Here is a 26,628-nt window from a genome sequence, read left to right as displayed (position 1 = left end):
GTACAGTGATAGTTTTATTAAGGTAAAATAAAAATACCCTAATAATTTCATATACCAGTATAATTGTATGGAGTTATTTTTTTTAATTCGTTTTTTAAAGAAGCAGCAATTTTCAGTGAACCAATGAATTGGTGTATCGCCTGCTTATCAATCGCATTTTTGCCCCGTGTCAATTCTTTCAACGCTTCATAAGGCTGCGGATAATTTTCTCTTCTCAACACGGTTTGGATTGCTTCTGCAACTACAGCCCAGTTGTTATCAAGGTCAGCTTTTAGTTTTGCTTCATTCAGCACCAGTTTATCAAGGCCCTTTTCAATGGACTTAAATGCAAGGATGGTGTGTGCTACCGGCACGCCTATATTTCTCAATACTGTTGAGTCTGTGAGATCCCTCTGTAATCTTGATACCGGTAATTTGGCTGAAAGGTGCTCCAGTAAAGCATTTGCAATACCAAGGTTGCCTTCGGCATTTTCAAAGTCAATTGGGTTTACTTTGTGAGGCATTGCCGAAGATCCTATTTCTCCCTTTTTTGTTTTCTGTTTAAAATAATCGGTACTGACGTATGTCCAGATGTCGCGGCAAAAATCTATGAAGATGGTGTTGATGCGTTTAATGGCATCAAAATGTGCAGCTAAGGTATCGTAGTGTTCTATTTGCGTGGTATATTGCTGGCGTTCCAGGCCCAGTTTCGTTTCTGTAAATTCATTGGCAAACTTTACCCAATCGTATTTTGGATAAGCTACATGATGGGCATTAAAGTTGCCGGTAGCACCTCCAAATTTTGCCATAAAAGGAATGTAACTGAACAACTGCACCTGGTTTTCAAGTCTTTCCACGTATACCATGATCTCTTTACCGAGGCGTGTAGGGGATGCTGCCTGTCCGTGCGTACGGGCCAGCATGGGTATATCTTTCCAGGCAGTTGCTAATTGTAATAATTGCTGCTGCAGATTAATTACGGCAGGCAGGTAATCATGCTCCACCGCGTGTTTCCAGCTTAAAGGTATCGCGGTATTGTTGATATCCTGTGAAGTCAAACCAAAATGTATCCATTCTTTTAGAGAAGCTGCATTGCATTTATCCAATTCCCCTTTCAAAAAATATTCAACTGCTTTCACATCATGGTTGGTAATTTTTTCAGTTTCTTTTATCACTCCCGCATCTTCCAGGGAAAAATTGGCGACCGCATTCTGAAGGTGAGTTTTCACGCTGGCAGGCAACTTAAAAAATTTTTTTTCAGCAAGAAAAACGAAATATTCAACCTCCACCAGCACCCGGTATTTTATGAGGGCATACTCGCTGAAATATTCGTCCAGGTGATGCAATTGTTTTCGGTAACGTCCGTCAATGGGAGAGATAGCAGTTAGTTGATTTAAATCCATGGTGATGCTGTAAATTTGCAGCCAAAATTATACTAAAGCAATTGGACAGAAAAATAAGAGTAGGAGCGGTTAGCTATCTGAACACAAAACCGTTGATTTTTGGATTTGAAAAGGGAATGATGAAGGAGTCAATTGATCTTGTTATCGACTACCCGGCAAATATTGCTATACAACTTATCAAAAACGAAATTGATATCGGACTTATTCCCGTTGCTATACTTCCGCAGTTGAAAGAATACTACATCATGTCCGATTATTGCATTGCCTCCGACGGAGAAGTGGCAAGCGTTTGCCTTTTTAGTGATGTGCCATTGAATGAAATAAAGACGATTTTACTGGATTACCAGAGCCGCACTTCTGTTGCGCTTTTAAAGGTGCTGTTGAAAGAGCATTGGAAAATTTCTCCTGATTTGGTACAGGCTTCAGAGGGATATGAGAATGCTATATCCGGCGATACAGCGGGGCTTGTTATTGGTGACAGGGCGCTGCAACAACGGCTAAAATCAATCTTTATCCATGATTTAAGCACTTCATGGAAAGAGTTAACAGGTAAGCCTTTCGTATTTGCAGCCTGGGTAAGCAACAAGCAAATGACTCAACAGTTTATAGCAAACTTTAACCAGGCAAATAAATTTGGATTGGATAATTTAGAACGGGTAGTCCGGGAAAATCCATACGATACGTATGATTTACACACCTATTACACAGACAATATAAAATTCAATCCTCAATTTGATAAGCTTGAAGTAATAACTTTATTTTTGGAGAAAATAAAAAGCTACAAATGAAAGTTGTTCTATTTGCCGGAGGGCTGGGAACCCGGATTTCTGAAGAAACGGATATCCGGCCCAAGCCAATGGTTGAGATTGGCGGAAAGCCCATTCTGTGGCACATTATGAAGATTTACAGTCATTATGGATTTAATGATTTTATCATTTGCCTTGGTTACAAAGGGTATGTAATAAAAGAATATTTCATTAACTATTTTTTACATAATTCTGATATAACGGTTGATTTACGCACCAATAAAACTGAAATTCATGGCACCAACGCCGAGGCGTTTAAAGTGACATTGGTGGAAACGGGATTAACCACCAAAACAGCCGGAAGATTGCAGCAAGTTGAGAAATATATTGGAACTGAAGACTTCTTATTGACTTATGGGGACGGGGTGTGTGATGTAAATATCAAAGATTTGCTGGCTTTTCACAGAGCCCATAACAAGATTGCAACCGTTACTTCAATACAGCTGGATGCACGCTTTGGCGGTATGGATCTTGGGTCAAATGGAGAGGTAGTGTCGTTCAGGGAAAAGGCAAAAGATGAGAGTAAATGGATCAACGGCGGGTTTTTCATTCTAAAGTCAGAAGTCTTCAAATATCTGGAAGGAGACATGACAAACATGATGTGGGAAGATGAACCGTTGGAAAAATTGACCAACGATCAGCAATTGGTGGCGTACCAACATAAGGGCTTTTGGAAATGTATGGATGCATTGCGGGATAAATTAGAATTGGAAGAGCTCTGGAAAAATAATAATGCGAAATGGAAAGTGTGGTGAGAGGAAATACATTTTTATATTATAAGGGCAAGAAGGTTTTTATAACAGGCCATACTGGTTTTAAAGGCGCATGGTTGATAACCTGGCTGCATTTATTGGGTGCTAACATAAAAGGCTATGCGCTTGCGCCAGATGATATTGGATTATTCAATGCTGTAGCGCCTCATATTGAGTTTGAAAATGTAATTGCGGATATAAGAGACAAAGAAAAATTAAAGAAAGAAATACTTGATTTTAGACCAGATTTTATTTTCCACTTAGCGGCACAAGCATTGGTTAGGCGGTCATATGAAATTCCTTCTGAAACTTTCGATATAAACACTGTGGGTACTGCCAACGTTCTCGAAGCTGTATGCGATCTTCCCGATAAGTGCAGTGTGATTGTTATCACGACGGATAAAGTGTATGAAAACAAAGAAATTGATTATCATTATCAGGAAACAGATGAATTAGGAGGGTATGACCCTTACAGCGCCAGTAAGGCAGCTGCAGAAATAGTGATCAATTCATTCAGGCGGTCTTTTTTTAATCTTCAAAAATATTCAACCCATCAAAAATCTGTTGTGAGCGCTAGAGCAGGCAATGTAATTGGTGGAGGTGACTGGAATAAGGACAGAATTATACCCGACATCATCCGCTCATTGATTGAAGAAAAGCCTGTCAGGGTTAGAAATCCGGGAGCTGTACGGCCGTGGCAACACGTTTTAGAGCCGTTAAGCGGGTATCTTTTGTTGGGAATATTATTAAATGATGAACCCGCTAAATTTTCAGGAGCTTATAATTTTGGTCCAAAAACTGACGACCATTTATCTGTAAAAGAGTTGGTGAGTTTAGCCCTTGAATATTGGGGACATGGAAGTTGGGCAGACGATTCAGACCCTTCGCAACCACATGAAGCTGGAATATTGCAATTGGATATTAGTAAAGCTATAGCAAATTTAAAATGGACTCCAAAGCTGACAAGTAAAGAAGCTATTGAATGGACTATTGAATGGTATAAACAAAAAGCAGAAAATGTATTTGAGTTTACGATACAACAAATTAAAAACTATCAATCAACATGATATTCACGGAAACATCATTGAAGGGTAGTTACGTCATCGATCTTGAACCATTTACTGATGAACGAGGCTGGTTTGCGAGAACATATTGCAAAAACGAATTTAACTCGATAGGACATACAAAAGAATGGGTTCAGTTAAATCATTCGTATACCAGGCAAAAAGGCACAATCAGGGGAATGCACTTTCAACTTGCCCCTTTTACTGAAGTCAAGCTGGTACGTTGCATAGCCGGAGCCGCTTATGATGTCATCATTGATATAAGAAAAGATTCCCCGACATTTTTAAACTATTTTGGAGCCGAAATATCCGCGATTAATAGAAAGATGATCTATATACCTGAAGGTTTCGCCCACGGATTTCAGGCGTTAACCGATGAATGTGAACTAATCTATCATCATTCTCAATTTTACGCACCGGGTGTAGAAGGGGGGATAAGGTATAATGAACCATTAATAAATATAGACTGGCCACTTTCAGCAGACCGGATTTCAGAAAGGGACAGTATGCACCCATTGATTGATATAAATTTTAAAGGACTGTAATTATGCAATGCAGATTTTGTAAGGCCCGGCTAGAGAATGTTTTTATCGACCTGGTAAATTCGCCTGCGTCTAACTCTTTTTTAACGGCAAGTCAACTAAATGAGCCCGAAACTTTTTACCCTTTAAAGGTGTATACCTGTCATGAATGTTTCCTGGTGCAGGTGGATGAATACAAAAAATCCGAAGCGATATTTGATAGCAATTACGTTTATTTCTCATCTTACAGCACAAGCTGGCTACAACATGCAAAAGAGTATTCTGATTTAATGATTAAACGATTTGGTTACAACCAACAGTCGTTGGTGATAGAAGTTGCTTCGAACGATGGGTATTTACTGCAATATTTTAAAGAGAAAAATATCCCGGTGCTGGGCATTGAACCAACAGCTAACACAGCGGCCGCAGCAAAAGAAAAAGGAGTAGAATCGGTTATTGATTTTTTTGGATCGAAACTAGCAAGTGAGTTGGTAGCAAAAAATATTAAAGCTGACCTTTTACTCGGCAATAACGTGTTGGCCCACGTACCTGATATTGTTGATTTTGTGACTGGTCTTAAAATAATTTTAAAGGAGACCGGAGTTATTACAATGGAATTTCCACACCTGATGCAGTTGGTTGATAACAACCAGTTTGATACAATTTATCATGAGCATTTTTCCTACCTGTCTCTTTATACAGTAAAACAAATATTCAATTCACTGGCGCTGGAAATATTTGACGTTGAGGAATTAACTACTCATGGCGGTTCTTTGCGCATTTATGCAAAGCATCAGCACGATGCAACCAAAAAGATCAGCGAAAACGTTTCATTACGTTTAAAAAAAGAAGTTGGTAAAGGAATGATGACCCTGGCATACTATGATCATTTTCAGCAACAGGCGCTAAAAGTAAAATTAGATATTACCGAATTTTTGATTGATCAGAAAAGATTGGGAAAGAAGGTAGCCGCCTATGGAGCGGCTGCCAAAGGAAATACGATGTTGAATTATTGCGGTATAAAAAATGATCTGATTGAGTTTGTGGTAGATGCCAATCCCCACAAACAAAATAAATATTTACCTGCCAGCCATATTCCCGTTGTAAATGAACAATACCTTAAAAATGCGCAGCCGGAATTTGTGATTATATTTCCCTGGAATTTAAAGGATGAAATAATAAAACAGCTACATTATATTAGAGAGTGGGGAGGGAAATTTGTCGTTGCTGTACCTCATTTACAAATTATCGGATAGAAATATTCATGAAAAAAATACTTGTTACAGGGGCCACTGGTTTTATTGGGAATTATGTAGTAGAACAATTACTGCAACAAAAAGATCTTACTGTAATAGCCTCTTCCGCTGACATAAAAAAAGCCAGGCTTGCGCCTTGGTTTTCATCTGTAATTTACATCCCATTTAATTTAAAGGATTATAATAGCACAATTAATTATTACGATTTCTTTTATAAGCCAGATAGTATGATTCACCTGGCTTGGGAAGGATTACCCAACTATACTGCTGCTTTTCATGTACACGACAATTTACCCCGTCACTATTCATTTTTGAAAAATTGCATTGATAATGGTTTAACTGACATAACAATAACAGGGACTTGTTTTGAATATGGTATGCAGGAGGGAGTTTTATCGGAAAATATGGATACAAGGCCAGCTAATTCATATGCTATCGCAAAGGATACATTGCGCAAGCAAATGGAGGAATTGCAATTGCAAAAGATATTTCACTTTAAATGGATAAGGTTATTTTACATGTACGGAACAGGGCAAAGCCCTAATTCCTTAATTTCGCAACTGGATAAAGCACTGGATGCTCATGAAGCAGTATTCAATATGAGCGGGGGTGAGCAGGAACGGGATTACCTGCCTGTAGAAAAAGTGGCAAGCTACATTGTTAAGATAGCCTTACAATGCAGGGTGACAGGACTGATCAATTGCTGTAGCGGTCGTCCGGTTAAAGTAAGAACTCTTGTAGAGAATTATTTGAAGCAACGACAAAAGCAAATACAACTTAACCTCGGGTACTATCCTTACGCAGATTATGAACCAATGCGTTTTTGGGGTGATAACCAAAAATTAAAAACTATAACAGACAATGACAAATCCAATTGAGCAATTTAAAGAGGAAAGGGAAGATCGCATTGCCAACAATGCCAATAATGAAAGGCTATTAACTGCCGCCGGGGCTTTCAATCTTGAATCTAATAAGGCGCAGTATTCATACAATTTTTCGTGGATGGGAAGGCCTATCATTCAATATCCCCAGGATATGCTGGCTATGCAGGAGATAATATGGACGTTGCAACCTGATTTGATTATAGAGACAGGAATAGCTCATGGAGGATCTTTAGTTTATTATGCTTCCCTGTTGGAATTGATTGGGAAGGGAGAAGTGCTTGGGATAGACATTGATATTCGTGAGCATAACAAAATTGCCATTGAAAGCCACCCTATGTACAAAAGAATAAAAATGATCCAGGGTTCATCTATTGATCCGGAAATAGTAACAAGAGTACGGCAACATACTGTAGGAAAAAAAACGGTTTTGGTTGTACTTGATTCCAATCATACCCATGAACATGTTTTACAGGAATTACAGATGTACGCCCCATTTGTCTCTTTAAATTCCTATGTAGTGGTTTTTGATACGATTGTTGAAAAGTTACCCGCTAATTATTTACCAGGGCACACACGGCCATGGGGAGTTGGCGATAATCCGTTAACAGCGGCTAAAGCATTTCTTGACGTTAACAGCCAGTTTGAAATAGACAGGTCTATTGACAATAAACTTTTAATCAGTGTTGCGCCAAGTGGTTATCTAAAACGAATAAAATAATTACCCTTATTGGATTCATTATTTTAACTTAACTGTAAGCATCAATAGTAAATTATCTTAAGTGAACACCGATATCAGTATTATTATTCCAACGCACAACAGGCATGGTTATCTTACAAGAATACTGGAGTATTATTCACTCACCGATATTTCTTTATTTGTTGCTGATAGTACAGCTAAACCATACGATATAAATTTGGCAAGTGGCAAATTGGATAGGGTTCATTATTTTCATCTTCCTCAAAAATCACTTACCGGTAAAATTGCTTTCATATTGGAAAAAGTCAGGTCGCCTTATGTTGTGATGTGCGCTGATGATGATTTTATTATCCCGGAAGCCCTTCTTAAATGTATCAGCTTTTTGAAAGATAACGAGGCTTTTAGTTCTGCGATGGGCAACACAATTTGTTATAAAAAAGTACCGGGGGCTTGTGAAAAAATTGATTTTTTAGCAATGTATACAGATCGGTTATCATACAGAAGTCAGGAAGAGGATCCATTCAAAAGGCTACAACAATTCTTTCATTCATACCGAACGATATTCTGTGCAGTACATCGGACGGATATTTTGAAACAAGCTTTCCGGGATGCTGAACAGTGGATAAGAAACCTCTTTCTTAACGAGTATATTACGGCGATTTATCCGCTGGTGAAAGGGCATATTATTGAGTTGCCTTTTTTGTACCAGGTAAGGGAATACACAGAATATTCTGATGATAAGACGACTCCAAATATTGATACAGTTTTACTTGACAAAAATTTTGAAAAGGAGTTTGAAGATTTTTTGACTTATCATGCTTTGCTAATTTCGCCGGAGATAAATCAATCAGTAGAAAATTCGAGGCATTTTTTAAGACCAATTATAATGCAGTTTGCCCATCATGTTCATAGCCTTAAGAAAACTGCGAATGTGAGTTTTGAGAAAAAGGTCGGCAAATTATTTTTCGCCATTCCTTTTATCGGGCCGCCAATGATCAGCCTGTTTAGAAAACGGAAGAGTGCAGTCGCTTTATCCAAACTCGTAAGAACGGACGATGAAAAAAAACAGCTGGCTATAATTCATGAGTTAATATCCAAGTATTTTAAAAAGAACTCGTTTTCAACACCATAAATTCAAAAGGATTCCATTTGTAATTGGTGCAATGATATTTATTTGTATTGATTTAAAGCTGGTAATTTTTATCCTTCTAGTTGCTCGATTAATGATGAAATAGGTCGTCCCTTTAACATTTAAATGACTTGAAGAAAAAAATGCCATAATAAATAACAAGGTATCTTAAGTATGAAATTCTTTTATCTGGAACTTCCGCAATCAATACTTGTGATCCTTTCTAAAAGTGTTACGCATTTACCAAATTATTTTTATACTATCTTATTTCACAGCCAATCCGAAACTGGGTTCCCCTTGAGTAGGCATTAATCAAATTAATAAAAATGAGAAGAATTTTCATGATCTCTGCTGCACTAAAAGCTTTTGTTTTGACATCCATCCTTTTTCAGATGACAAGCTGTAAAAAAACTACTGTTCAAGCCGGAGATAATTGTCCTCCCGCAGCTTACCCCGTTACCGGGTTATGGGAAGGTACCTACCAAACCGACCAGGTAAATCATATTGCTACTTATTGCAGCTTTACAATTTATCCTGATGGAACTTTTATGAAAAGGGCTCAGGTTATATCATCAACGGAATATGAACTTACCAGGGGAACATGGAAACTAAACGGAACTTTATTTGAATACCAGGATACGTCAATACTTCCATATAGTGGAGGAAGTATAATCAACAAGGCTAAATTAACATTCAGCGATACGGGAACTTTAACTGATGGCACCTGGCAAGATTTAAGCGGACAAACATATACCGGAACATTCCAAAATATGAGAAGAAATAAATAGGTTTTTGTAAAGTTTTGATTAGCGTTTAGAGTTTTCCACAGGCTCTAAACGTTTTTTAGTTTTACAGGCAACCCCATCTCTTAAACAGAGTTGCTTTAATTTTCAATAAGTTTGCATATTTCTGTTATAAAAATTTAAATCTGCCAAATTTATATCAAACTTTTACTATGCGTGTATGGTCAGCGATATTGAAAAAGCCTGGTGCAACGGCTTTATGAGCAACTTTAATAAGTCTAATTCTTTAAATCAAAAATATAAATGCCGGGTAATTCCTTTCTTCAAAATATTTCAAAAGGTATCAGTTTAAATTTAAAACGGTTGGGGTCCAACCCGTACAAAAAAATAAATTTAAACTGGTTCAAAATAAAATACTATAAACATTTGCCTGCCGGTAAAATCAAAACACATGTCCTATTTGGCAAGCCGCTTTATTTTACTGATTCTATACAATTGGTTAACGGCCTGGAGGAAATTTTTATAGAAGAGATGTATCGCCAGGAATTAAAAGCCAACCCATTTATAATTGATTGCGGCGCTAACATTGGGTTAAGCGTTATCTACATGAAGCGGCTATATCCTAATGCTGAGATGATCGCCTTTGAGCCGGACGAAACAAACTTCCAGCTGTTGTCAAAAAATATAGCTTCTTTTGGATACAGCAACGTAGATCTTCGCAAAGAGGCTATCTGGATTGAGAATACGGTGCTTCAGTTTTCAAGCCAGGGCACAATGACCAGCAAAATTGAGATGAAGGCAAGTGCTGGTACAATCGACGTGCAGGCAGTGAGGCTAAGGGATTTGCTGGACCGGGAAGTTGATTTTTTAAAAATTGATATTGAAGGTGCAGAGTATAAAGTGCTCTGCGATATTGCTGATAGATTATACCAGGTTAAAAATATGTTTTTGGAATACCATGGCACGTTTGCTCAAAATAAAGAGTTGACCGCAGTGTTTGAAATGATTAGTGGTGCTGGATTTAATTACTACATAAAAGAGGCCGCCACTCTTTTTGATTATCCATTTCAAAGAGTAAAAAAATCCGATATTGAGTATGATGTGCAGTTAAATATTTTTTGTTTTCGTGTATAAATTACGTGTTTAAGATTTTCATTTATGATCTCAGTAATCATCTGTTCAATTAATAAAATACTTGCCGGACAGGTGCAAAAAAATATTGCAGAAACCATCGGGGTTGTGTGGGAGCCTGTCATAATTGATAATATTACAAACCCACAAAGTCTAACGTATGTATATAATCTTGGAGCCGCAAAAGCGTCTTACGATATTCTTTGTTTTGTGCATGAAGATTTAATTTTTAAAACGCAAAACTGGGGATTGAAATTGATTGATCATTTTAAAAATGATCCGCAGCTGGGCCTGGTTGGTATTGCCGGCAGTAAATATAAAAGCAACGTTCCTTCTGGCTGGGCAACGGGCATTGCGGAAATTGATTGTTGTAATATTACACATCTGGATCGTAAAGGGAACCAGCAACAAATGTATTTTAATCCGGTGCCCGGATCGCTTATCCAGGAAGTGGTTGTGCTGGATGGCGTGTTATTATGTTGCCCAAAAAAGGTTTGGGAAGAGGTTAAGTTTGATGATATCTTGCTGAAAGGTTTTCACCTGTATGATTTGGATTTTTCTTTGCGGGTAGCTGAAAAATATAAAGTGGTGGTTAGTTTTGAAATTGATATGATCCATTTGACAGAAGGTGGCAATTTTTCTGATAAATGGCTGGAGGCAACACTTGACTGGCACAATAAAATGAGTGCGAAATTACCTGCTTATGTAAAGGGATTACCAGTTAACAAAAAAAGATGGGAAGATAAAATTGTACGTGCCTGGCTGATACGTTTGAAGCACGAAAATATTAGATTTTACAATCAGATGCAATGGCTGATGAGAGTAAAAATTTGGGCGCATCTGTCAGCGTGGCCAAATGTATTATTGTTTATGGTGAAAAAATATTTTAAAAGCGCAGTTAAATCATGAGCAATAAGCCCCTTATTTCAATATGTATTCCAGCTTACAAGCGGATCACTGATCTGAAAATATTACTTGATTCCATTGGCAACCAAACGTTCACCGATTATGAGGTTATTATAACAGACGATAGTCCTGACGACACCGTTAAAAATTTCTGCGATACTTACCCGCACACCTTTAAGTTGGTGTACTACAAAAATACGCCGCAACTGGGAACACCGGAAAACTGGAATGAAGGCATACGCAAAGCATCCGGCACATGGGTAAAGCTGATGCATGATGATGATTACTTCGCTGCCAAAGATAGTTTGGCATTATTCGTTTCGGCCATTGAAAGCAATCCACAGGTGCAGGTATTCTATGGTGCTTTTATTTTTGAGGATACTGCTAACAATACAAGGAAAATTATCACCTGTAATTGGTTCGACCGTTTCTTCTTAAGCCTTTCTCCGTACCATATGCTGCGGAGAAATTACTTTGGCAACCCCAGCTGCATCGTGGTAAAAAAAGACGTCCCATTTTTATACGATAACCGTTTTAAATACATTGTTGATTTTGCCTATTATATTGAGTTGCTTCAAAATAAAATTAAGTGCCGGTATATCAATGAAGTGTTGATTCATGTCGGCATTAATGAGGGGCAGGTTACCAATTACACTTATAAGAACAAGGCAGTTCAAATGTATGAGAACCACGTTTTGTTTGAAAAAATTGGCGCCGGGGCTTTGCGCAATGTTATAGCATTTGATTATTACTGGCGTACTTACAGAAATTTTGAAATTAAGTCAGCGAAGGATATTGAACCATTTTATCAAGGAGAGGTTGCAGCCGTTTTACAACATATGATTGCTTTTCAGCAGCAGGTTTCACCTGGCTTAATGAAGAAAGGATTATTTTCAAAAATAGCCATGCTGACCTGCTATTGTCTGCTGAGAATGAAGGGTGTTTTTTAGCTCCCACAAATATGTTGTTGGAAAAACTTATTTAAAGATTTGTGTGACCCAAAGCGCTCCATATTGTTTGGTATAATAGATGGCAGCAAAAATATACCACCTGAAATCGGGATAAAATTTCTTCATAAACTGCGCATGATTGCGGATGGATGTGGTGCGTATTAATATCCATTTGTCTTTGCTCACACTTCCTTTGTGTACATGCATTACTTTCGCCTGCGGCAGAAAATGTATTTGATAACCCAACTGCTTAAAATCCCAGCACCAGAGTGTGTCTTCGCAATACATAAAAAAATCATCCGACAATTTTTTCTTTGGTAGTTGTTGTATGATGCTTTTAGGAAACAGCATAAATGCACCCCAAACCCAATCGCAGTTAGCAAAGCTTTGGTGATCAAAATAATGATGCAGCATCAGCGCTTCCCGTTTGGCCTTTGGCAACAATTTATACAATGGAAACACTTCCAGCAACTCCCAGCTGATGGTTCTGAAACGACGGCAATTGAATTGAACACGCCCATCCGGATATAATAACTGGCAGGTAGTCATGCCTACCTCTTTATGCGTCAACAAATGATCAAGACAAATTTTCGGCGCATTGTTGATGAGTTCCGTATCGCTGTTTAATAGTAACAGGTAATCGCCTTTAGCATTGTCAACGCCCAGGTTATTGCCGCCCGTAAAGCCACTATTGACCGGACTTACAACCAGGTTGATGCCCGGAAATTTTTGCTTGAAAAGCATTGGATCGCATTCAACAGAAGCATTGTCAACCAGTACGATTTCATAATCAACATCTATTAGTTTATCGTAAATAGATTGTATGCAACTACAGGTGAGTGTAAACGTATTGTAATTGATAATGATGATGGATAACTGCATTGTTAAGCTACTTTATAAAAATAAGGTTTGTTTAAAAAGATCTTAAAACAATAGCGCAATAATACGCCCATATTTTTTACATAATCAATCCAGTTTTTAAAAGTATAGGTTGCATTATTGAAAGTGAAAATTTTGTGCAGGAGCAAGCAGATGAAAAACAGGGGTATCTCAATAAAGTAAGTGCCGGCTATAATCAAGAACCAGCCAATACCAAATTGTTTCCTGATGCGTAGCATATTCGACACAATGATCTGCCTGCCTTTTTTATTCCACAGGTTTTTACTGTTTTCATTTTCCGTGGTAGTGTAGTAATCGCTGCTTGTTCCGCCACCAATATGAATTACTTTGGGCTCAGCAAACAGGTACAGTTTCCCCTGCTTGCGTAAGCGGCTGCACCACTCAATCTCTTCGGCGTACATAAAAAAATCCTCATCCATCAAACCAGCTTTTTGCAGCACATCTTTTTTCACTAAAATATAGGCACCGACCACCCAGTCCACTTCAATTTTATCTTTGATCGTCTGCACGCTGGGTACCGTTGATTTAAAACGGTACCCAAGATAACGGATCAGTTTACCCAGGTAGGGCAGGGGCAGCAAAGTATTCAGGCCGCCCTTCACAAAATGCGCCCCGGATATCTGGTTGGTACCGTCTGTATTCAATAGTTGAACGCCTGCCCCCACAGCAAATGGCTCCTTTTTTATTAACGCTAAATTTTTATCAATCGCACCCTCTGTGATAATCGTATCTGCATTTAGAATTAGTACATATTCACCCAGTGCAATGCGTATGCCGGCATTGTTGGCCCTTGCAAACCCTGCATTATAGCCGGTTTGCAGCCATCGGGTAGCCGGAAAGCCAGCCTTTAATTTTTCTTCCAACCCGTCTTGTGAGTCATTATCCACCACAATTATTTCAAAACTATACTGATGTGTTTGCTCGTAGATACTCGCTACGCAATCCATCACCAGTTTGGCAGATTTGTAATTGATTATGATGATGGATACATCCATGTTTTTAAATAGAAGTCTTGTAATATTTTAAAGTTCAGTTAAAGCAAGGGTGATAGCATCAGCATTTGTATGCTATTATATTTACAAAAGGTGCAAAGAAAATTCCTTGTGCGCCGCTTATATTGATCAGTTTATTCAACCATTTTGCAAGCAAATTCATAACCGCTGATTGGTAATTAGTATCCCAGTAACCGGCGGTAAAATCCATGCAATACCCTGCTTTATTGATGATTATTTTGTACTCGTTCTTTGCCAATAAATGTTCGCACCAATAACCATAAGTACAGATGCAGGTGTTGCTTCTTAAAAATTGTACGGGTGTAACAGGTTTGTTTTTTTTGTAGTCATCTATCGCATTTGTAAAATCTTTGTTTGCTTTGCCTCTTGTTAAATAAGCCAGTTGCTGTAATTGCTTGTCGGTAATATCGGGCCAAAGTTTTTGCAGCTCTTTTATCCGAAGCGGCCTGTACTGTTCCTTCTCGATTTTTCTGTGCAGCAAATAATGCTTCAGTCGCATTGCCGGATTGTGGAAATTGGCCGAAGTAGTGGAGAAGACGACAGCTGCCGGATTGTGACGATACAATTCTTCATAAAAAAAATCAAGACTGTAAATATGCTCAATCACATTTCTCGAAGCAATGATATCGAATACAAAATTTTCTGCGGATGCAAACCTGGTCACATCATCAATGTCACCCGTAACAAAACCATCTACTTTAATTTGTAACGCTTTACTGATCTTAATTGCGGTATCTCTCCAGCCTGGTAAATAATCATTGTATATCATTCTTTTAAAACCGATCATTCCCCCCAGCAAGTATAACGTACCCAGCCCTGCGCCATAATCGACTATGCTTATTTCTTCAATTTTAAGCCCTGTTTTTTTTACAGATTCGTATATGATATGGGCACTATTCTGAATTGAAAAATACAAGCGTCTGCCTAAATGGTGCTGAATGAAATAATCCTTAAAATGCGCTTCAATGTCCAGGCTTGCAGCATCAAAGTTTTTCAACAGCCTGAATAGTTCAGCAGCTTTACGATTGACAGCAACAGCCAAGGCATCATCACCTTTCAAAAAGATAAAATCAGATTGCTCAGCAGCCATTATTGCTCAATTTGCTTGCAGCTTTGCTTAAATACATAAGCGGCGTAACCAATCAATAAAATCACCAGCAGCCATGTAGCCAGCAAAGAAATGGTGTAACTGGTTTTATACACTTTCGGTTCAAATTTAAATTCAATGGTGTGTTTACCGGCTGGTATCAACAGGGCTCTTAAAACATAATTTGCTTTGGCAATCGGTGTTAATTTTCCATCAATGTAAGCGTTCCAGTCTTTGTAATATATTTCACTGAATACGGCCACATTGGCTGCATTGCTGTTGCTCTCATATTTGATAGCCATATTTTCAAAAGCAGTCTGTTTAATGCTGGCGGCGCTGTCTGCAGGTGCAAAACCGGTAATGATATTTTTGAAGCTGTTGTCGATGATCGCCGTGTCTTTCGGATCAAAATTATCCAGCGCTTTCATCTCTTCCACCGGTCCGTTTACAAATCTGACACCCTTTACAAACCAGCAATTACCAAGCGCCTGCATGTTAACCTGCGCAGTAGTATTATCGCCTTTTTGGTTGGGCTGAATGATGTATTTTGTATTGAGCATGTTCAGCACCGAAAGATTAGGCTGACCGCTTAACTGGTAGGTAATCAGGTCATCATAAATGCCCAGTTTCGCCGGATGATATCCACCAATAGAATTGTGGTAGTAAGATGTTTTAGCTTCCTGGAACGGGTCACTGCCGCTTACATTAAATACCCTGAAATTGGGATCTTTGTCTTTTAATATAAACAGGTCTGCGTTGCTCTGCGGAAACTCATTGGCATGATATTTTTCGGCATTATCAAAACTTTTTTCGTTGATGTAATGCGTGTCAAATGGAATAAGATCCAGCGCTGTCAGCAACGGAAGTCCAATCAAAACAATTACCGCATTAATCTTTCTATAAATAAACAGACCAATAAGTGCAACGGTAAGTGCAACAAACAAGAGGGAATGTAAAATATCCCCACCCAAAAAGTTTTGCCTGTCTTTACGCAATGCAGTAACGACCGCACGGGCCACTTTTGTATCTCCCTTGCTTTGCTGTAAAAAATTCTCATACACCCTGTTATCTACGAGTGGTTCAAATTTTTGGTTGATCTCCTGCATTTTGCCGTTGAGCGTACTGTCCGGTGTGGCAAACGCGGCATTCACAGCAGCGGTTCTTTCCTTATTCTCCTTACTGTAATCAAGGGTAAAATATAATAAACCCGCAATTACAAAAATGCCCGCTATAGTAAATACGCTGAGCCTTAATTTTTTCAGCATTTGCGGATCATCATTGTCTAACACCTTTTGTGTGGTAAGCACGGCCAAAATGGGAAACAAAATTTGGGGAATAACCAGGGCCATTTCAGGCGTTCGGAACTTATTATAAATAGGGAGATAATCAAATAAAAAATTATTGATCAGTGGCATATTCTTGCCCATCGCCAGGATAATACCCACGATGCTGGCAGTAAAAATCCACCACTTATGCTTGTTGTCCAGCAAAAACATACCCAATATAAATAGAAAACAAATAGACGCACCGAGGTAATTGGAGCCGGTTGTAAAAGGCTTATCGCCCCAGTAAATACTGGTAGAAAGGTTTGTCGCGATATTGCCAGCCTGGTCTTCGGGCACATTTAATGTCTCCTGTAAATACTTACTTACGTTCGAAGTTTCAGACAGTTTAGGAAAAATGCTGTAGTCCTGGTCCCGTTCACTAGCGTGGCTGCCATAGCCGGTTATACCTGGAAATAATAAGCTGAGGGATTCCATTTTACCATAACTCCACTGAAAGGCATAATCTCTTGAAAGGCCATTCGTTTTATTTTTGTCAGCGCCGGCTGTTTTGCCTTCGGATTTACCATCCATCACCAAAACGCCTCCCCGCTTGGAGTATTTGGCATAATCTACTACCGGCAACAACAAAATGGCATTAATCATAGCGCCGATTGCAGCGCCGCCAATTGCCAGTGAAATCGCTTTCAGCATATGTTTGGTATCTTTTTCCTTTATCCACTTTACAGCAAAAAACAGGGTCATGATTGCAATGATCATTAATGTATAATAACTGATCTGCTGGTGATTTTGCATCAGGTGCATAGTGGCGAATAGGGCTGTAAAAACAAATCCGCTGATGTACTTTTTATTGAATAACAAAATAACCCCACCGATCAGGGCCGGTGCATAAGCCAGTGCAAGCAATTCGGTATCGTGCCCCGCAGCGGCGAGTATCGGGCTAAACGTACTGTATGCAAAAGCCAGGCTACCTAATATTGCCACATACGGTCGTATGCGCATGCACATACATAAAATGTAAAAGCAAATACAACTTAAAAAGAAAAAGTTGAGTGGTTTGGGCAACCAAAACTGAAAGGCTTTGTCTACATAATAAAAAGGGGACCAAAAGCCTTCATAAATAATATTGTAAGCCGGCATGCCACCAAACATACTGGTAACCCAAAGGGGATACGTACCGTGCGCTTCTTTATATAGTACACTCTGGTGCTTCATGGCATCGGCCTGCGTAAAATCGCTTTGCTGCATTACCACACCCGGTTCAAGGGCCGGTTTGCAAAAAATTACGGCAACCAGTAAAAACACCACAATGGCAATAACATGCGGCAAAATCTTCTTTACATTTAAATTCTTCATCGAACGCTTTTGATTATGAGGCAGCAAATTAACTTAAAATATTTGTAAGCAAAAAAGCGGCACTTTATAAGTACCGCTTTTAATATAAAAAAATATTGTCCGGGCTGCGAAGCTATGTGCAACTTCAGTGGCGTCGCACACTTTTACCACCTATTTTCAGGCAGCTTTTACGGCAGCAAAGATGGCGTATGAAAAGCGTCAATTCAAAATATGTAAGCTTTACAATAACCGGCAAAGACGAGCTACTCCCTTTAGGAGACGCAGTTACTGCCCGTTCACACCCTGCTGATTATTGTTCTGCATATTCTCCATTTCGCCCTTTATGTTTTTGCGTTTAAACAGGCTGGCATCAATTTTACCAAAGCGCCAGTTAAAATTCAAGCGCAATACCTGTGGATCTCTGCGGCGGTCATAATCCTGTATAAAATAAGCCGATTCAGAATGCGTACTATTTAACCTGGTCCTGAAAATATCGCTGAACTGAAGCGTTAAAGAAGCCGCATTGTTCTTTAGAAAGTCTTTTCTGATGGCAATATCCGCTCCATAAAAAGGCTTGATGTATCCTTGCGTCGATGGTTGACTTCCTCCGCCAAAACGGCCTCCGCCATCGCCACCGCGTCCTCCGCCGGCAATCAATGTTTTGGACTGATAATCGCCGCTTAACTGAATGGAATAATTTTTTGGCAGCTTAAAATTGTTATTCAGTTTGCCAAACCAGCTTACCTGGTTACTACTCACTCCACCGGGAATATTTCCTGCATTAATGGTAGACTGATAGAGATTAAAGTTGCTGGTAATGTCCCAGGCTTTTGCAATCTGGTCCCTGCTGATCAGTTCAATTCCGTACGTGTAGGTTTTGGAAGCATTTACATAAGAAGAAATAATCACGCTGTCAACTTTAGCCGGGTTAGGATTCAATATTTGTTCCTGGAATCTTGCTATCAGGTTATTGGTATTTTTAAAGTAGATAGTGGTAAGTAAATTGTGTCCTTTGCTTAGCTGATTTTGATATGCCAGTTCCAGCAGGTTGGTAAACTCTGGTACCAGGTTAGGGTTTCCACGGCTCAAATTCAGCGAATCGGTATAATCAATAAAGGGAATCAGTTGCCAAAAATTGGGGCGGTTGATTTTCCTGGAATAATTTAATTGTACATCCTGTTTATCGTTTAACTTATAGGTGGCAAATGCACTTGGAAATAAACTAAAAGGATATTTATTTGAAAATGATTTTCCTGTTGTCAGCAATGATCCGTCGTACTTCGAACTCTCTATCCGCAAACCTACATTGTAACTAAACTTTTTTATTTGCTGGGAAAATGTTGCGTAGGCAGCCAGCACCTGGTCTTTGAACTGGTACTTGTTATTGAGCGAAGGAAGAGAAATAAAATCGCCACTCACCGGATCCTGGAAAAAATTATCGTTGGCACTGTAAAAATTACGAATGGCTACCCTTGCCCCGGCTTCCAGCTTTGTCGTTTCATTGATAGGGTCAGAGTAATCTGTTTGAGCGGTGAAATATTTGCTGTTGCCACCACCTTGCGAACGTTGGTTAAGCACGGCAGTTTTAGGGCTATGGTCCAGGTTAAAGTATTGGGAACTTAAATTGTTGATGTTATCGTTTTTGCTGTAATTATAATTGGCATCAGCCGTAATGTACTTATTGGGTTTGGCAAAATTATGCTTGTAACTCACGGAAGATCCGTAATTTCTGAAGTTAAATGTGCCATCGGTATTTCGTGTGCCGTAATCCGAACTGCTGTAAGTGTCGTAAGCAGTATCCCTGTTGATGTGCAGTAAATCAACATTATTAAATCTTCCCCGGTTATAATTGCCAGCAATGGTGATGGTATTGCGGTTATCCAGCAGGTAATCCATTCCCACTCTGCCAAATCCAAAGGCGCCTGTGCCCACCGGCGCACTTTTTTGCAGCAGGTTAGCAGTTGCACCTTTCAAAAAATCAGTACGTTCTGTACTAACGGTACTTTTACTTTTTCTAAAACCAACAAATCCGCTTGCGAAAAGATTTACTTTTCCTTGTTTTACATTGATATCTCCGCCGAAACTGGGTTTTCCCCGGCTGTCCAAACCCGCTCTTATATTGCCGTTGTAACCCACTTTCCTGTTCTTTTTCAGCACAATATTCAGGATGCCTGCACCGCCACCGGATGCATCAAATTTGGCCGAAGGATTGGTAATAATTTCTACTGTAGCAATATCATCTGCAGGGATCTGATCTAACGTTAACGTGGTCGGTCTTCCATCCACAAATATCTGTGGACTAGCATTACGCAGTGTAACATTGCCATCAATGTCTACATTTACACTGGGCACATTTTTCATAACATCCACCGCGGTACCGCCGGTACTGGTAATATTTTTTTCAACATTGAATATTTTTCTGTCAATACTCATTATAAGCAATGGTTTGGACGAGGTAACTGTTACATCCTGCAACTGCTGGGCATCTGTTTCCATTTTTATATTGCCAAGATCTTTATCAACCGCATTCAACAGGCTGCTGTAATCGCCGCCTTTCGCCGCCTGCATATTAATTTCAAAAGCAATTTTTCTTTCAATCGGTTTGTACCCAATGGCTGTAATTTTTAGTTTGTAGCTGGCCATTACAGGCAGGTTCTCTAAACTAAACTCGCCTTTTTTAGTGGTTAGCATGCCGGATACAATTACATCTTTGCGTTTTTTTGTGACGGTATCCAATTTGTTTTGTATCAGTTGAATACTGGCAGCATCTATTCCTTTATTGGAGGCCGAGTCCACAACTTTGCCATAAAAGTGCCCCATATTCATATTTTGTCCGCCGCCACGATTGCCTGCACCCGGAAATTGGGCCAAAGTATCGGCCGAATAGAACATCAAAAAGCTTAGAAAAAAAATCAGGTAGTATTGTTTGCGCATCGTATTGAATTTGATTAAATGTATAACCGGCAGGCAAATTTCTGCTGTAAATATTAAAAAATGCATCGGGAAATGATGAGTGGTAACAGTTCTGCCGGGTTATTGTTTGATCTGTATGAATCAGTTGGTAAAAAAGTGCGCAGCTACTTCTATAAGTCCGATAAGGAAGCCAAAAAAGCCGCCGACAAATTCAAGGAATTTAAATTCCCGTTTTGTAATCTGGTTTAAAATATCTTCCAGTTTCTCAGACGAAAAGGAGGCCACTTTTTCGGTAACAATTTTTTCCAGATCCAGGTCTTTTTCCAGCTTGGTCATATAGCTTTTCATCAGCACCGGAAAAAGGGTTTCCAGTTCGGCCAGGAAGGCATCTTTTAGTTGCAGGATTGTTTTTTCACCAATCAGCATCGATAGCATGGGAAACACTTCCATTAACTTATTGCGCAAAAAATGATCAATGTGTTGCTCTATATCGGGCCGCAGTTTTTGTAAATTTTCCGGGTCGGTAACTTTTTGTTCTATCTCATCAAAGCTCAGCAGTTCTTTTCCCACTACCTGTCCCAGTTTTTCAGCAATCAGGCGTTGATTTTTAGGGAAAATGCCCTGTACACTAAAGCCCAGTATTTTGATTGGTTTCCTTGGATGAAAAAGCATTTTGATAGCAATCCATGTGGTAACCCAGCCGGTAAAAGTTGAAAGTAAAATGGTGATGATATTTCCTGTCCAGTTCATAATTTAAATTAGAAGTGCAAAGAAACACAAATAATAACCAACAAAATGCGTCCAGTATTGAAGGATTTAAGTAAGCAGGCTGAAAGTTGGTACCATCAAGTAGTACCCCGCGGATAATGCGTGATATGCTGCAGCCCCGTAAAATAAATTTGCTGTTTTTTTAAATGTAATTTTGAACGGGAATAGTTTTTTGCTATTTTTGCCCTCCGATAAAAAACGGTAGTCGTAGCTCAGTTGGTTAGAGCATCAGATTGTGATTCTGAGGGTCGGGGGTTCGAGCCCCCTCGATTACCCACATTTAAGATTTCAAAACCCGCTTCTTAAGCGGGTTTTTTCTTTCTTTCTGGGGTTGCCTATAACGCGGTTGATAATACCTGTAATTTTTATTATTTAAAATTTCGATTGAACCTTACCTGCCACTTAACGGGAGCCTGCTCACCTTGAAACCTTAACTTAAGTATATTCCCTGTCAGTTCCTTTTTTACCTGAACTATTTTGTTTTTACCAGTGATTGCTGTCAACGTTGTAGTATCAAATCCATCGGGCACATAAACAAAAAGGTCGTACATTTCGCCAGGGATGGTTTCAGATACACCCTCCAGTGAGTTTTCTTTTTCATTCCACTGTAAACTGAGGACAGAGAAAGCGCCTGTAATATGACGGGAGTTTCCGATAAGCTGAGGCTTTCCGAGCAACGGATGCAGTTGCAACACCCTTGTATCATGCGCTTCAACAGTCAGGGCTAAACTGTCGCGAAAAACACCCACAAATTCCTGTCTCCAAAAATCAAAGGCAACATAAGCGGCGCCGGAGCTAAGTCCTAGTTTGTCCGCAAAGGAAATTTTTCTTGTAATTTTTTCGTTTCGCCAATTGGTGAATGCCACTACATCATAAATACCCGATTGGGCATTTACTTTCAGATTCAGTATTTCGGGATAATTATGAATATAGGTATCCGGTGTTCTGTGTTTAAAATATTCCCAGGGCGTGTTGTTGCTCATGTCGGAACCGCGGCTAAATAAATCGGCAGGTAAAATTGGCATCGTTGGCATAGACATCTTCAATAGCCCGGCCCGTTCTTCCGGCAATGCAGGCATGATACTCGTAAGCGGATATACAACACCTGTCAATGCTACAAAAGATACAAGTGTCCGGGCCTCTGCCATAGACACACCAAATCCTTTCAGCGAATCTTCACTTGTTTCTGCCGTGTAAATATAGCGGGCCGGCATTCTCTTTTTGGCTTCTGCCAAACTGGTGAAAGGAGATACATCAATGCCTTCACCGGGCATCACATACACCGCAATGTGGTTTAAAAACGCGTTGGCACTGATGGCATTAAACAAGGCATAAGATCCCAGCCAGGTATTGTAAACATCGGCTCCGTTAAAATAAGAATTAAAAAATCCAATACCGTTCAGCGGCGTTCCCGCAGGGCAGCCTTCTAAAAATGTTGTTGATCCAACTATCTCCCGGATTAGCTGCAGCCTGTTCCGATAGGAAACCACGGGATCAATTGTGGTATCAAATTGTCTTGTTTTATCAACAACAGGCGCATATTTTGGAAGTGCAAACTCGCCATCAAATTTAAAATATTCAAAACCCCAGCCCTTTAATGTGGCGAATAGTTTTCGCAGCCATTGCTGAACGCCGGGGTGGGTGAAATCCAGTGTTGGCGTATCATAATCTAAAATCAGCTTACCGTTTTTGTCACGCAGGTACCAGTCAGGGTGTGTTGTAACAGCCCCTGCATAGGAGTTGGGCACAAGCCACAACCCGGCATGCAGGCCTTTAGATTTAATATAGTTCGCCATCCATTTTGGCCCTTTTGGAAACAAGCCACGTTTATCCCAATTTTCTATCCAGGCATGTTGCAGACTGTCTTTGCCATTGTCATACCCGTCATCAATTTGTACATATTTAAAACCATATGGTTTCAGGTTGGCAGCAAGCCAATCCGTATTGCGGACAATGTCTTTTTCTCTTGTATCACGGTAGTAAGAAGTCCAGCTACCCCAAACCACCGGCGCTACAGGAAACTCAGAATCATTAAAACGGGAATAAAAAGGTAGCCCCAACGTGTGGGTGTAATAATCTGGAAGCAAGCGGATGACGGTGTTTCCGGCAACAGGAATTGTTACAATGAGCAGATCAGGGTACTGTGGGTTTCTTTGCAGCAGGGATTGATCTGAAAAAACAATGGCAATATCTTGGTCACGATCAAAAAGACTATGGAGGTTGGCTGATGAAACTTGTCCGAGCGTAAAGGTCATCACTTCCGGATTTTTAGAAGCAAGATAAGAGGGCGTCCGGGTTTCGGTCCCCCCGAAATTTTCAACCACTTCAGTAGTGCCCGTCCATGTCACAGGCGATCCTTTGGTATCAATAACATTGGCTATAATGCGGTCGTTGCTGGCAGGTGCTTGTGCAGTCAATACAAGCTTTGCAGAAGACGATGATATAGTTATACAATGCTCATTCAAATCAAAAAGCAAGGCACAGGCTGGTTGAATTACATTTATGGCAAGTTGGTGCTGACTTGTCTTTTCAGCCATCCAGCCCTTTAGTGAAACCAGCTGCTGGTTATTTTCTATATTAAGCTGCAAATGTTGCAATAGTGTACCCAAACTGTCATAGACAATATTGATACTGCCTTTTGTTGCATCAGCAGTTATTGTCCAGCCTGCATATGCAACAATAACAGGGGTTGATAAAGGCTGTGTGCCAACCGTAATTAATGTTGGTACTTGTGCCTGGCTTTGGCTGATGTATAGTGTTATACATGGAAAAACAAAATGCAGTGCAAAAGCCAGATTGTATATTTTTTTCATTGTATTATGATTTACCAGCAGTTTTGTCCGTCAACAAATCAGCATTGAACAAAATATCTGGAAGAAATCTTTGCTGAAAATATTTTTGCCTGTTTGCAATTGTTGAAATTGGTTTAAATATAAACTGAGATGGGTTTAGTAAAATTGAACAAACGTTTGCGTCATCCAACTTTCAATAATAGATTTTAGAAAGAGTTGTTTTGAAAGGAAATTCAATATCTTGGGATACTAATTATCTACCTTTTTTGCCAAACGAAAAACTTCAGACAGAAAAAAACTTGTTGCAGCTTGCCGCTCATGGCAATGAAGCTGCATTTGTTGAACTCTTTTATTTATACCGGCATAAGTTATACAGTTATATTTTAAAGATTACAGCCCGTCCGGAGCTGGCGCAGGATATGGTGCAGGATGTATTTTTAAAATTGTGGAAAAACAAATGCCAGCTGGATACAATAGAAAACTTTAACGCATTTATTTTTACGGTAGCTCAAAACCAGGTTGTCAATTACTTCAGGCGCATGAACAATGAAACCCTGATGCTGTCGAAAATGCAGGATAGGAGACAGGGTTTTGAAAGGTGCACGGAAGAGCGTATCAGTCACAACGAAGTACAACAATCAATTAACGAAGTGCTTAAGCGGCTGCCTGCGCAGCAGCACCTGGTATTTAAGCTAAGCAGGGAACAGGGTTTAAAACAGGATGAAATAGCAATGGCTTTGAAAATTTCTCCCAATACAGTAAAAAATCACCTGGCCCTGGCCATAAAAACCATCAGGGAATATTTACGCCACAAGCTTGAAATTGAACATCTCCCCCTATTATTTATTTTGATGCAACTTTTTAAAAATTATTTTTAAAAAGTTGGTTTTACACTAGTCTTAAATCTCCTCTTGTTTGTCTTATTAGGTAACGGCGTCGTAATTGGTAGCATTCTGCTGACATAATACGTTGCCTCCGATAATTATACATGGCCATACCATCAACAAAAATTGAACAGCTGGTTGAGTTATATTTTAGTAACAGGATTACACCTGACCAACAACTCGAGCTGGCCCATCTGGCAGCAGGTTTGACTGATGAACAAGTGCAATTGCTGTTGGAAAAGGCCTGGGCTGATTATATACCGGATGCCGCTATGCCGGATGCCGTTTCAGACAAAATAATCGCTTCTCTTTTTACTCATGAAAAAACCGGGGAGATATACCAGGTTGCAGACGGACCTGTTGATATTGATACCATCTTACCTGTTACACAGGAAAATGTATCCGAAGAAAAGACCATTGGGTTAACAGAACACTCGGGTAACACCGGGGCCGACGCTGCTATTGTAAAAATGAAGAATACCGGTAGTAAGAAGAAAAGAAACATTGTATCAATCATGTTTGCCCTGACTGCTTCAGTAGCCGCAGTTGCGCTGTTATTTATTTTCAATGATGGAGGTAGCCGCAGCGAAAAAAAAGAGGTTTGGAAGATATTTTTATCAGCCTATGGCGAAAGAAAAAATTTTCAATTACCTGATGGCTCGGTAGTAACGCTGAATGGTGGCAGCAAGGTAACCATCGGCGAAGGCTATGGCATTTCAACCAGGGATATTTTCCTGGAGGGGGAGGCTTTTTTTGACGTAAAACATAACCAGGATATTCCTTTTATTGTGCATACTACAGCAATGGACATAAAGGCTGTCGGTACCGCATTCGATGTAAAAGCATACCCCGGCGAAAAAATTACGGAAACTTCGCTGATAAAGGGTATGGTGGAAGTTACACTGAAGGAAGAGCAGCATCGCAGGGTACTGTTACAGCCCAATCAAAAAGTTCAATGGAAATTACAGGAATCTTTACTGGATGGAGTGGTGGGTGAAAAAAACAAGACAGGGATCAATACAGCGCAAGTGGAAAGCCGTGTGCAGGATATTACCAAAACGGATGACGGAGATATTATTGAAACTGCCTGGAAAGAAAACAAACTGGTATTCACGGACGAGAGCTTTACCGACATTGCAATTTTGCTTGAAAGATGGTACGGTGTTAAAATAGTATTCGCTGATGACGCCATCAGGGATTACCGGTTTACAGGAATTTTTGAGAAAGAAGAATTGGGTTCGGTACTCGGGATTTTAAAAGAATCCCGCAGTTTTAATTATGTTACCATCCCCGGAGAAACAATCAAAGTGAAATTGTACAAATAAACAATAAGGGAGAATGCTGTAACATTCCCCCTGTCAGTTAAAATTTACAGAACAGCCGGCTCTTTCAAAAAACAGCTGTTCCTATTCTTAATTAAAACTAAAACGAA

Annotated in this window: 22 protein-coding genes and 1 tRNA gene; 15 read left to right on the top strand and 8 right to left on the bottom strand. The window is 39.6% G+C overall.

The window, feature by feature from the left end; all coding sequences use genetic code 11:
• Positions 1–47: 47 nt before the first annotated feature.
• On the bottom strand, positions 48–1,382 hold the full coding sequence (gene purB / locus QWZ08_RS16080; protein ID WP_290338507.1) for an adenylosuccinate lyase: 1,335 nt from the start codon (positions 1,380–1,382) through the stop codon (positions 48–50).
• A gap of 41 nt (positions 1,383–1,423) precedes the next feature.
• Between purB and QWZ08_RS16075 the strand changes: the two genes are divergently transcribed.
• The 12 genes from QWZ08_RS16075 to QWZ08_RS16020 all read left to right on the top strand — a co-directional run bounded on the left by QWZ08_RS16075 (position 1,424) and on the right by QWZ08_RS16020 (position 12,221).
• Positions 1,424–2,170: a menaquinone biosynthetic enzyme MqnA/MqnD family protein gene (locus tag QWZ08_RS16075; protein ID WP_290338506.1), complete on the top strand. Its 747-nt coding sequence runs from the start codon at positions 1,424–1,426 to the stop codon at positions 2,168–2,170.
• A complete protein-coding gene (gene rfbF / locus QWZ08_RS16070) occupies positions 2,167–2,943 on the top strand; it encodes a glucose-1-phosphate cytidylyltransferase (protein ID WP_290338505.1) in 777 nt (258 codons plus the stop codon). Before QWZ08_RS16075 ends, rfbF begins: the two co-directional genes overlap by 4 nt.
• Positions 2,928–4,007: a CDP-glucose 4,6-dehydratase gene (gene rfbG, locus QWZ08_RS16065; RefSeq protein WP_290338504.1), complete on the top strand. Its 1,080-nt coding sequence runs from the start codon at positions 2,928–2,930 to the stop codon at positions 4,005–4,007. The genes rfbF and rfbG overlap by 16 nt, the downstream gene beginning before the upstream one ends.
• Positions 4,004–4,549, top strand: a complete 546-nt coding sequence (gene rfbC / locus QWZ08_RS16060) for a dTDP-4-dehydrorhamnose 3,5-epimerase (RefSeq protein ID WP_290338503.1) — start codon at positions 4,004–4,006, stop codon at positions 4,547–4,549. Before rfbG ends, rfbC begins: the two co-directional genes overlap by 4 nt.
• Positions 4,550–4,551: 2 nt before the next feature.
• Positions 4,552–5,781 (top strand): class I SAM-dependent methyltransferase, encoded by a 1,230-nt coding sequence (locus tag QWZ08_RS16055; RefSeq protein ID WP_290338502.1) that lies wholly within the window; start codon positions 4,552–4,554, stop codon positions 5,779–5,781.
• Positions 5,782–5,789: 8 nt separating this feature from the next.
• Positions 5,790–6,659, top strand: coding sequence for an NAD-dependent epimerase/dehydratase family protein (locus tag QWZ08_RS16050; protein ID WP_290338501.1), 870 nt, complete (start codon positions 5,790–5,792; stop codon positions 6,657–6,659).
• Positions 6,643–7,383 carry a cephalosporin hydroxylase family protein gene (locus QWZ08_RS16045; RefSeq protein WP_290338500.1) on the top strand — a complete coding sequence of 247 codons (741 nt, stop codon included), beginning with the start codon at positions 6,643–6,645 and terminating at the stop codon, positions 7,381–7,383. The genes QWZ08_RS16050 and QWZ08_RS16045 overlap by 17 nt, the downstream gene beginning before the upstream one ends.
• A 61-nt stretch (positions 7,384–7,444) precedes the next feature.
• Complete coding sequence (locus tag QWZ08_RS16040) at positions 7,445–8,494, top strand: TIGR00180 family glycosyltransferase (RefSeq protein ID WP_290338499.1); 1,050 nt, start codon at positions 7,445–7,447, stop codon at positions 8,492–8,494.
• A 323-nt stretch (positions 8,495–8,817) separates the two neighbouring features.
• A complete protein-coding gene (locus QWZ08_RS16035; protein WP_290338498.1) occupies positions 8,818–9,279 on the top strand; it encodes a hypothetical protein in 462 nt (153 codons plus the stop codon).
• Between the two features lie 258 nt (positions 9,280–9,537).
• Complete coding sequence (locus tag QWZ08_RS16030) at positions 9,538–10,368, top strand: FkbM family methyltransferase (protein ID WP_290338497.1); 831 nt, start codon at positions 9,538–9,540, stop codon at positions 10,366–10,368.
• A 24-nt stretch (positions 10,369–10,392) separates the two neighbouring features.
• Complete coding sequence (locus QWZ08_RS16025; RefSeq protein WP_290338496.1) at positions 10,393–11,274, top strand: glycosyltransferase; 882 nt, start codon at positions 10,393–10,395, stop codon at positions 11,272–11,274.
• Positions 11,271–12,221 (top strand): glycosyltransferase family 2 protein, encoded by a 951-nt coding sequence (locus QWZ08_RS16020; RefSeq protein WP_290338495.1) that lies wholly within the window; start codon positions 11,271–11,273, stop codon positions 12,219–12,221. The genes QWZ08_RS16025 and QWZ08_RS16020 overlap by 4 nt, the downstream gene beginning before the upstream one ends.
• A 27-nt stretch (positions 12,222–12,248) precedes the next feature.
• Here the strand turns inward: QWZ08_RS16020 and QWZ08_RS16015 are convergent, their stop codons facing one another.
• The 6 genes from QWZ08_RS16015 to QWZ08_RS15990 all read right to left on the bottom strand — a co-directional run bounded on the left by QWZ08_RS16015 (position 12,249) and on the right by QWZ08_RS15990 (position 21,502).
• On the bottom strand, positions 12,249–13,103 hold the full coding sequence (locus QWZ08_RS16015; protein WP_290338494.1) for a glycosyltransferase family 2 protein: 855 nt from the start codon (positions 13,101–13,103) through the stop codon (positions 12,249–12,251).
• 2 nt (positions 13,104–13,105) lie between these two features.
• On the bottom strand, positions 13,106–14,116 hold the full coding sequence (locus tag QWZ08_RS16010; RefSeq protein ID WP_290338493.1) for a glycosyltransferase family 2 protein: 1,011 nt from the start codon (positions 14,114–14,116) through the stop codon (positions 13,106–13,108).
• A gap of 58 nt (positions 14,117–14,174) precedes the next feature.
• The gene (locus QWZ08_RS16005) at positions 14,175–15,224 is read right to left on the bottom strand and encodes a class I SAM-dependent methyltransferase (RefSeq protein ID WP_290338492.1); all 1,050 of its coding nucleotides are present in this window, start codon (positions 15,222–15,224) and stop codon (positions 14,175–14,177) included.
• The gene (locus tag QWZ08_RS16000) at positions 15,224–17,860 is read right to left on the bottom strand and encodes a YfhO family protein (RefSeq protein WP_290338491.1); all 2,637 of its coding nucleotides are present in this window, start codon (positions 17,858–17,860) and stop codon (positions 15,224–15,226) included. The genes QWZ08_RS16005 and QWZ08_RS16000 overlap by 1 nt, the downstream gene beginning before the upstream one ends.
• 264 nt (positions 17,861–18,124) lie before the next feature.
• Positions 18,125–20,773 carry a TonB-dependent receptor gene (locus tag QWZ08_RS15995; RefSeq protein WP_290338490.1) on the bottom strand — a complete coding sequence of 883 codons (2,649 nt, stop codon included), beginning with the start codon at positions 20,771–20,773 and terminating at the stop codon, positions 18,125–18,127.
• Positions 20,774–20,893: 120 nt separating this feature from the next.
• Complete coding sequence (locus tag QWZ08_RS15990) at positions 20,894–21,502, bottom strand: DUF445 domain-containing protein (RefSeq protein ID WP_290338489.1); 609 nt, start codon at positions 21,500–21,502, stop codon at positions 20,894–20,896.
• Between the two features lie 219 nt (positions 21,503–21,721).
• Here QWZ08_RS15990 and QWZ08_RS15985 point away from each other — a divergent pair.
• Positions 21,722–21,795, top strand: a tRNA-His gene (locus QWZ08_RS15985).
• Positions 21,796–21,888: 93 nt separating this feature from the next.
• Here the strand turns inward: QWZ08_RS15985 and QWZ08_RS15980 are convergent.
• Positions 21,889–24,333, bottom strand: a complete 2,445-nt coding sequence (locus QWZ08_RS15980; protein ID WP_290338488.1) for an alpha-galactosidase — start codon at positions 24,331–24,333, stop codon at positions 21,889–21,891.
• A gap of 245 nt (positions 24,334–24,578) precedes the next feature.
• Between QWZ08_RS15980 and QWZ08_RS15975 the strand changes: the two genes are divergently transcribed.
• Both QWZ08_RS15975 and QWZ08_RS15970 read left to right on the top strand, forming a co-directional pair.
• Positions 24,579–25,190, top strand: coding sequence for an RNA polymerase sigma factor (locus tag QWZ08_RS15975; protein ID WP_290338487.1), 612 nt, complete (start codon positions 24,579–24,581; stop codon positions 25,188–25,190).
• Between the two features lie 110 nt (positions 25,191–25,300).
• Entirely contained in the window at positions 25,301–26,521 is a 1,221-nt protein-coding gene (locus QWZ08_RS15970) for a FecR family protein (RefSeq protein ID WP_290338486.1), read from the top strand.
• Positions 26,522–26,628 lie beyond the last annotated feature (107 nt).

Origin of the sequence: Ferruginibacter paludis (genome assembly GCF_030409685.1) — a bacterium.
GTDB lineage: Bacteria > Bacteroidota > Bacteroidia > Chitinophagales > Chitinophagaceae > Ferruginibacter > Ferruginibacter paludis.
This window is presented reverse-complemented; position numbering and strand designations above follow the sequence as displayed.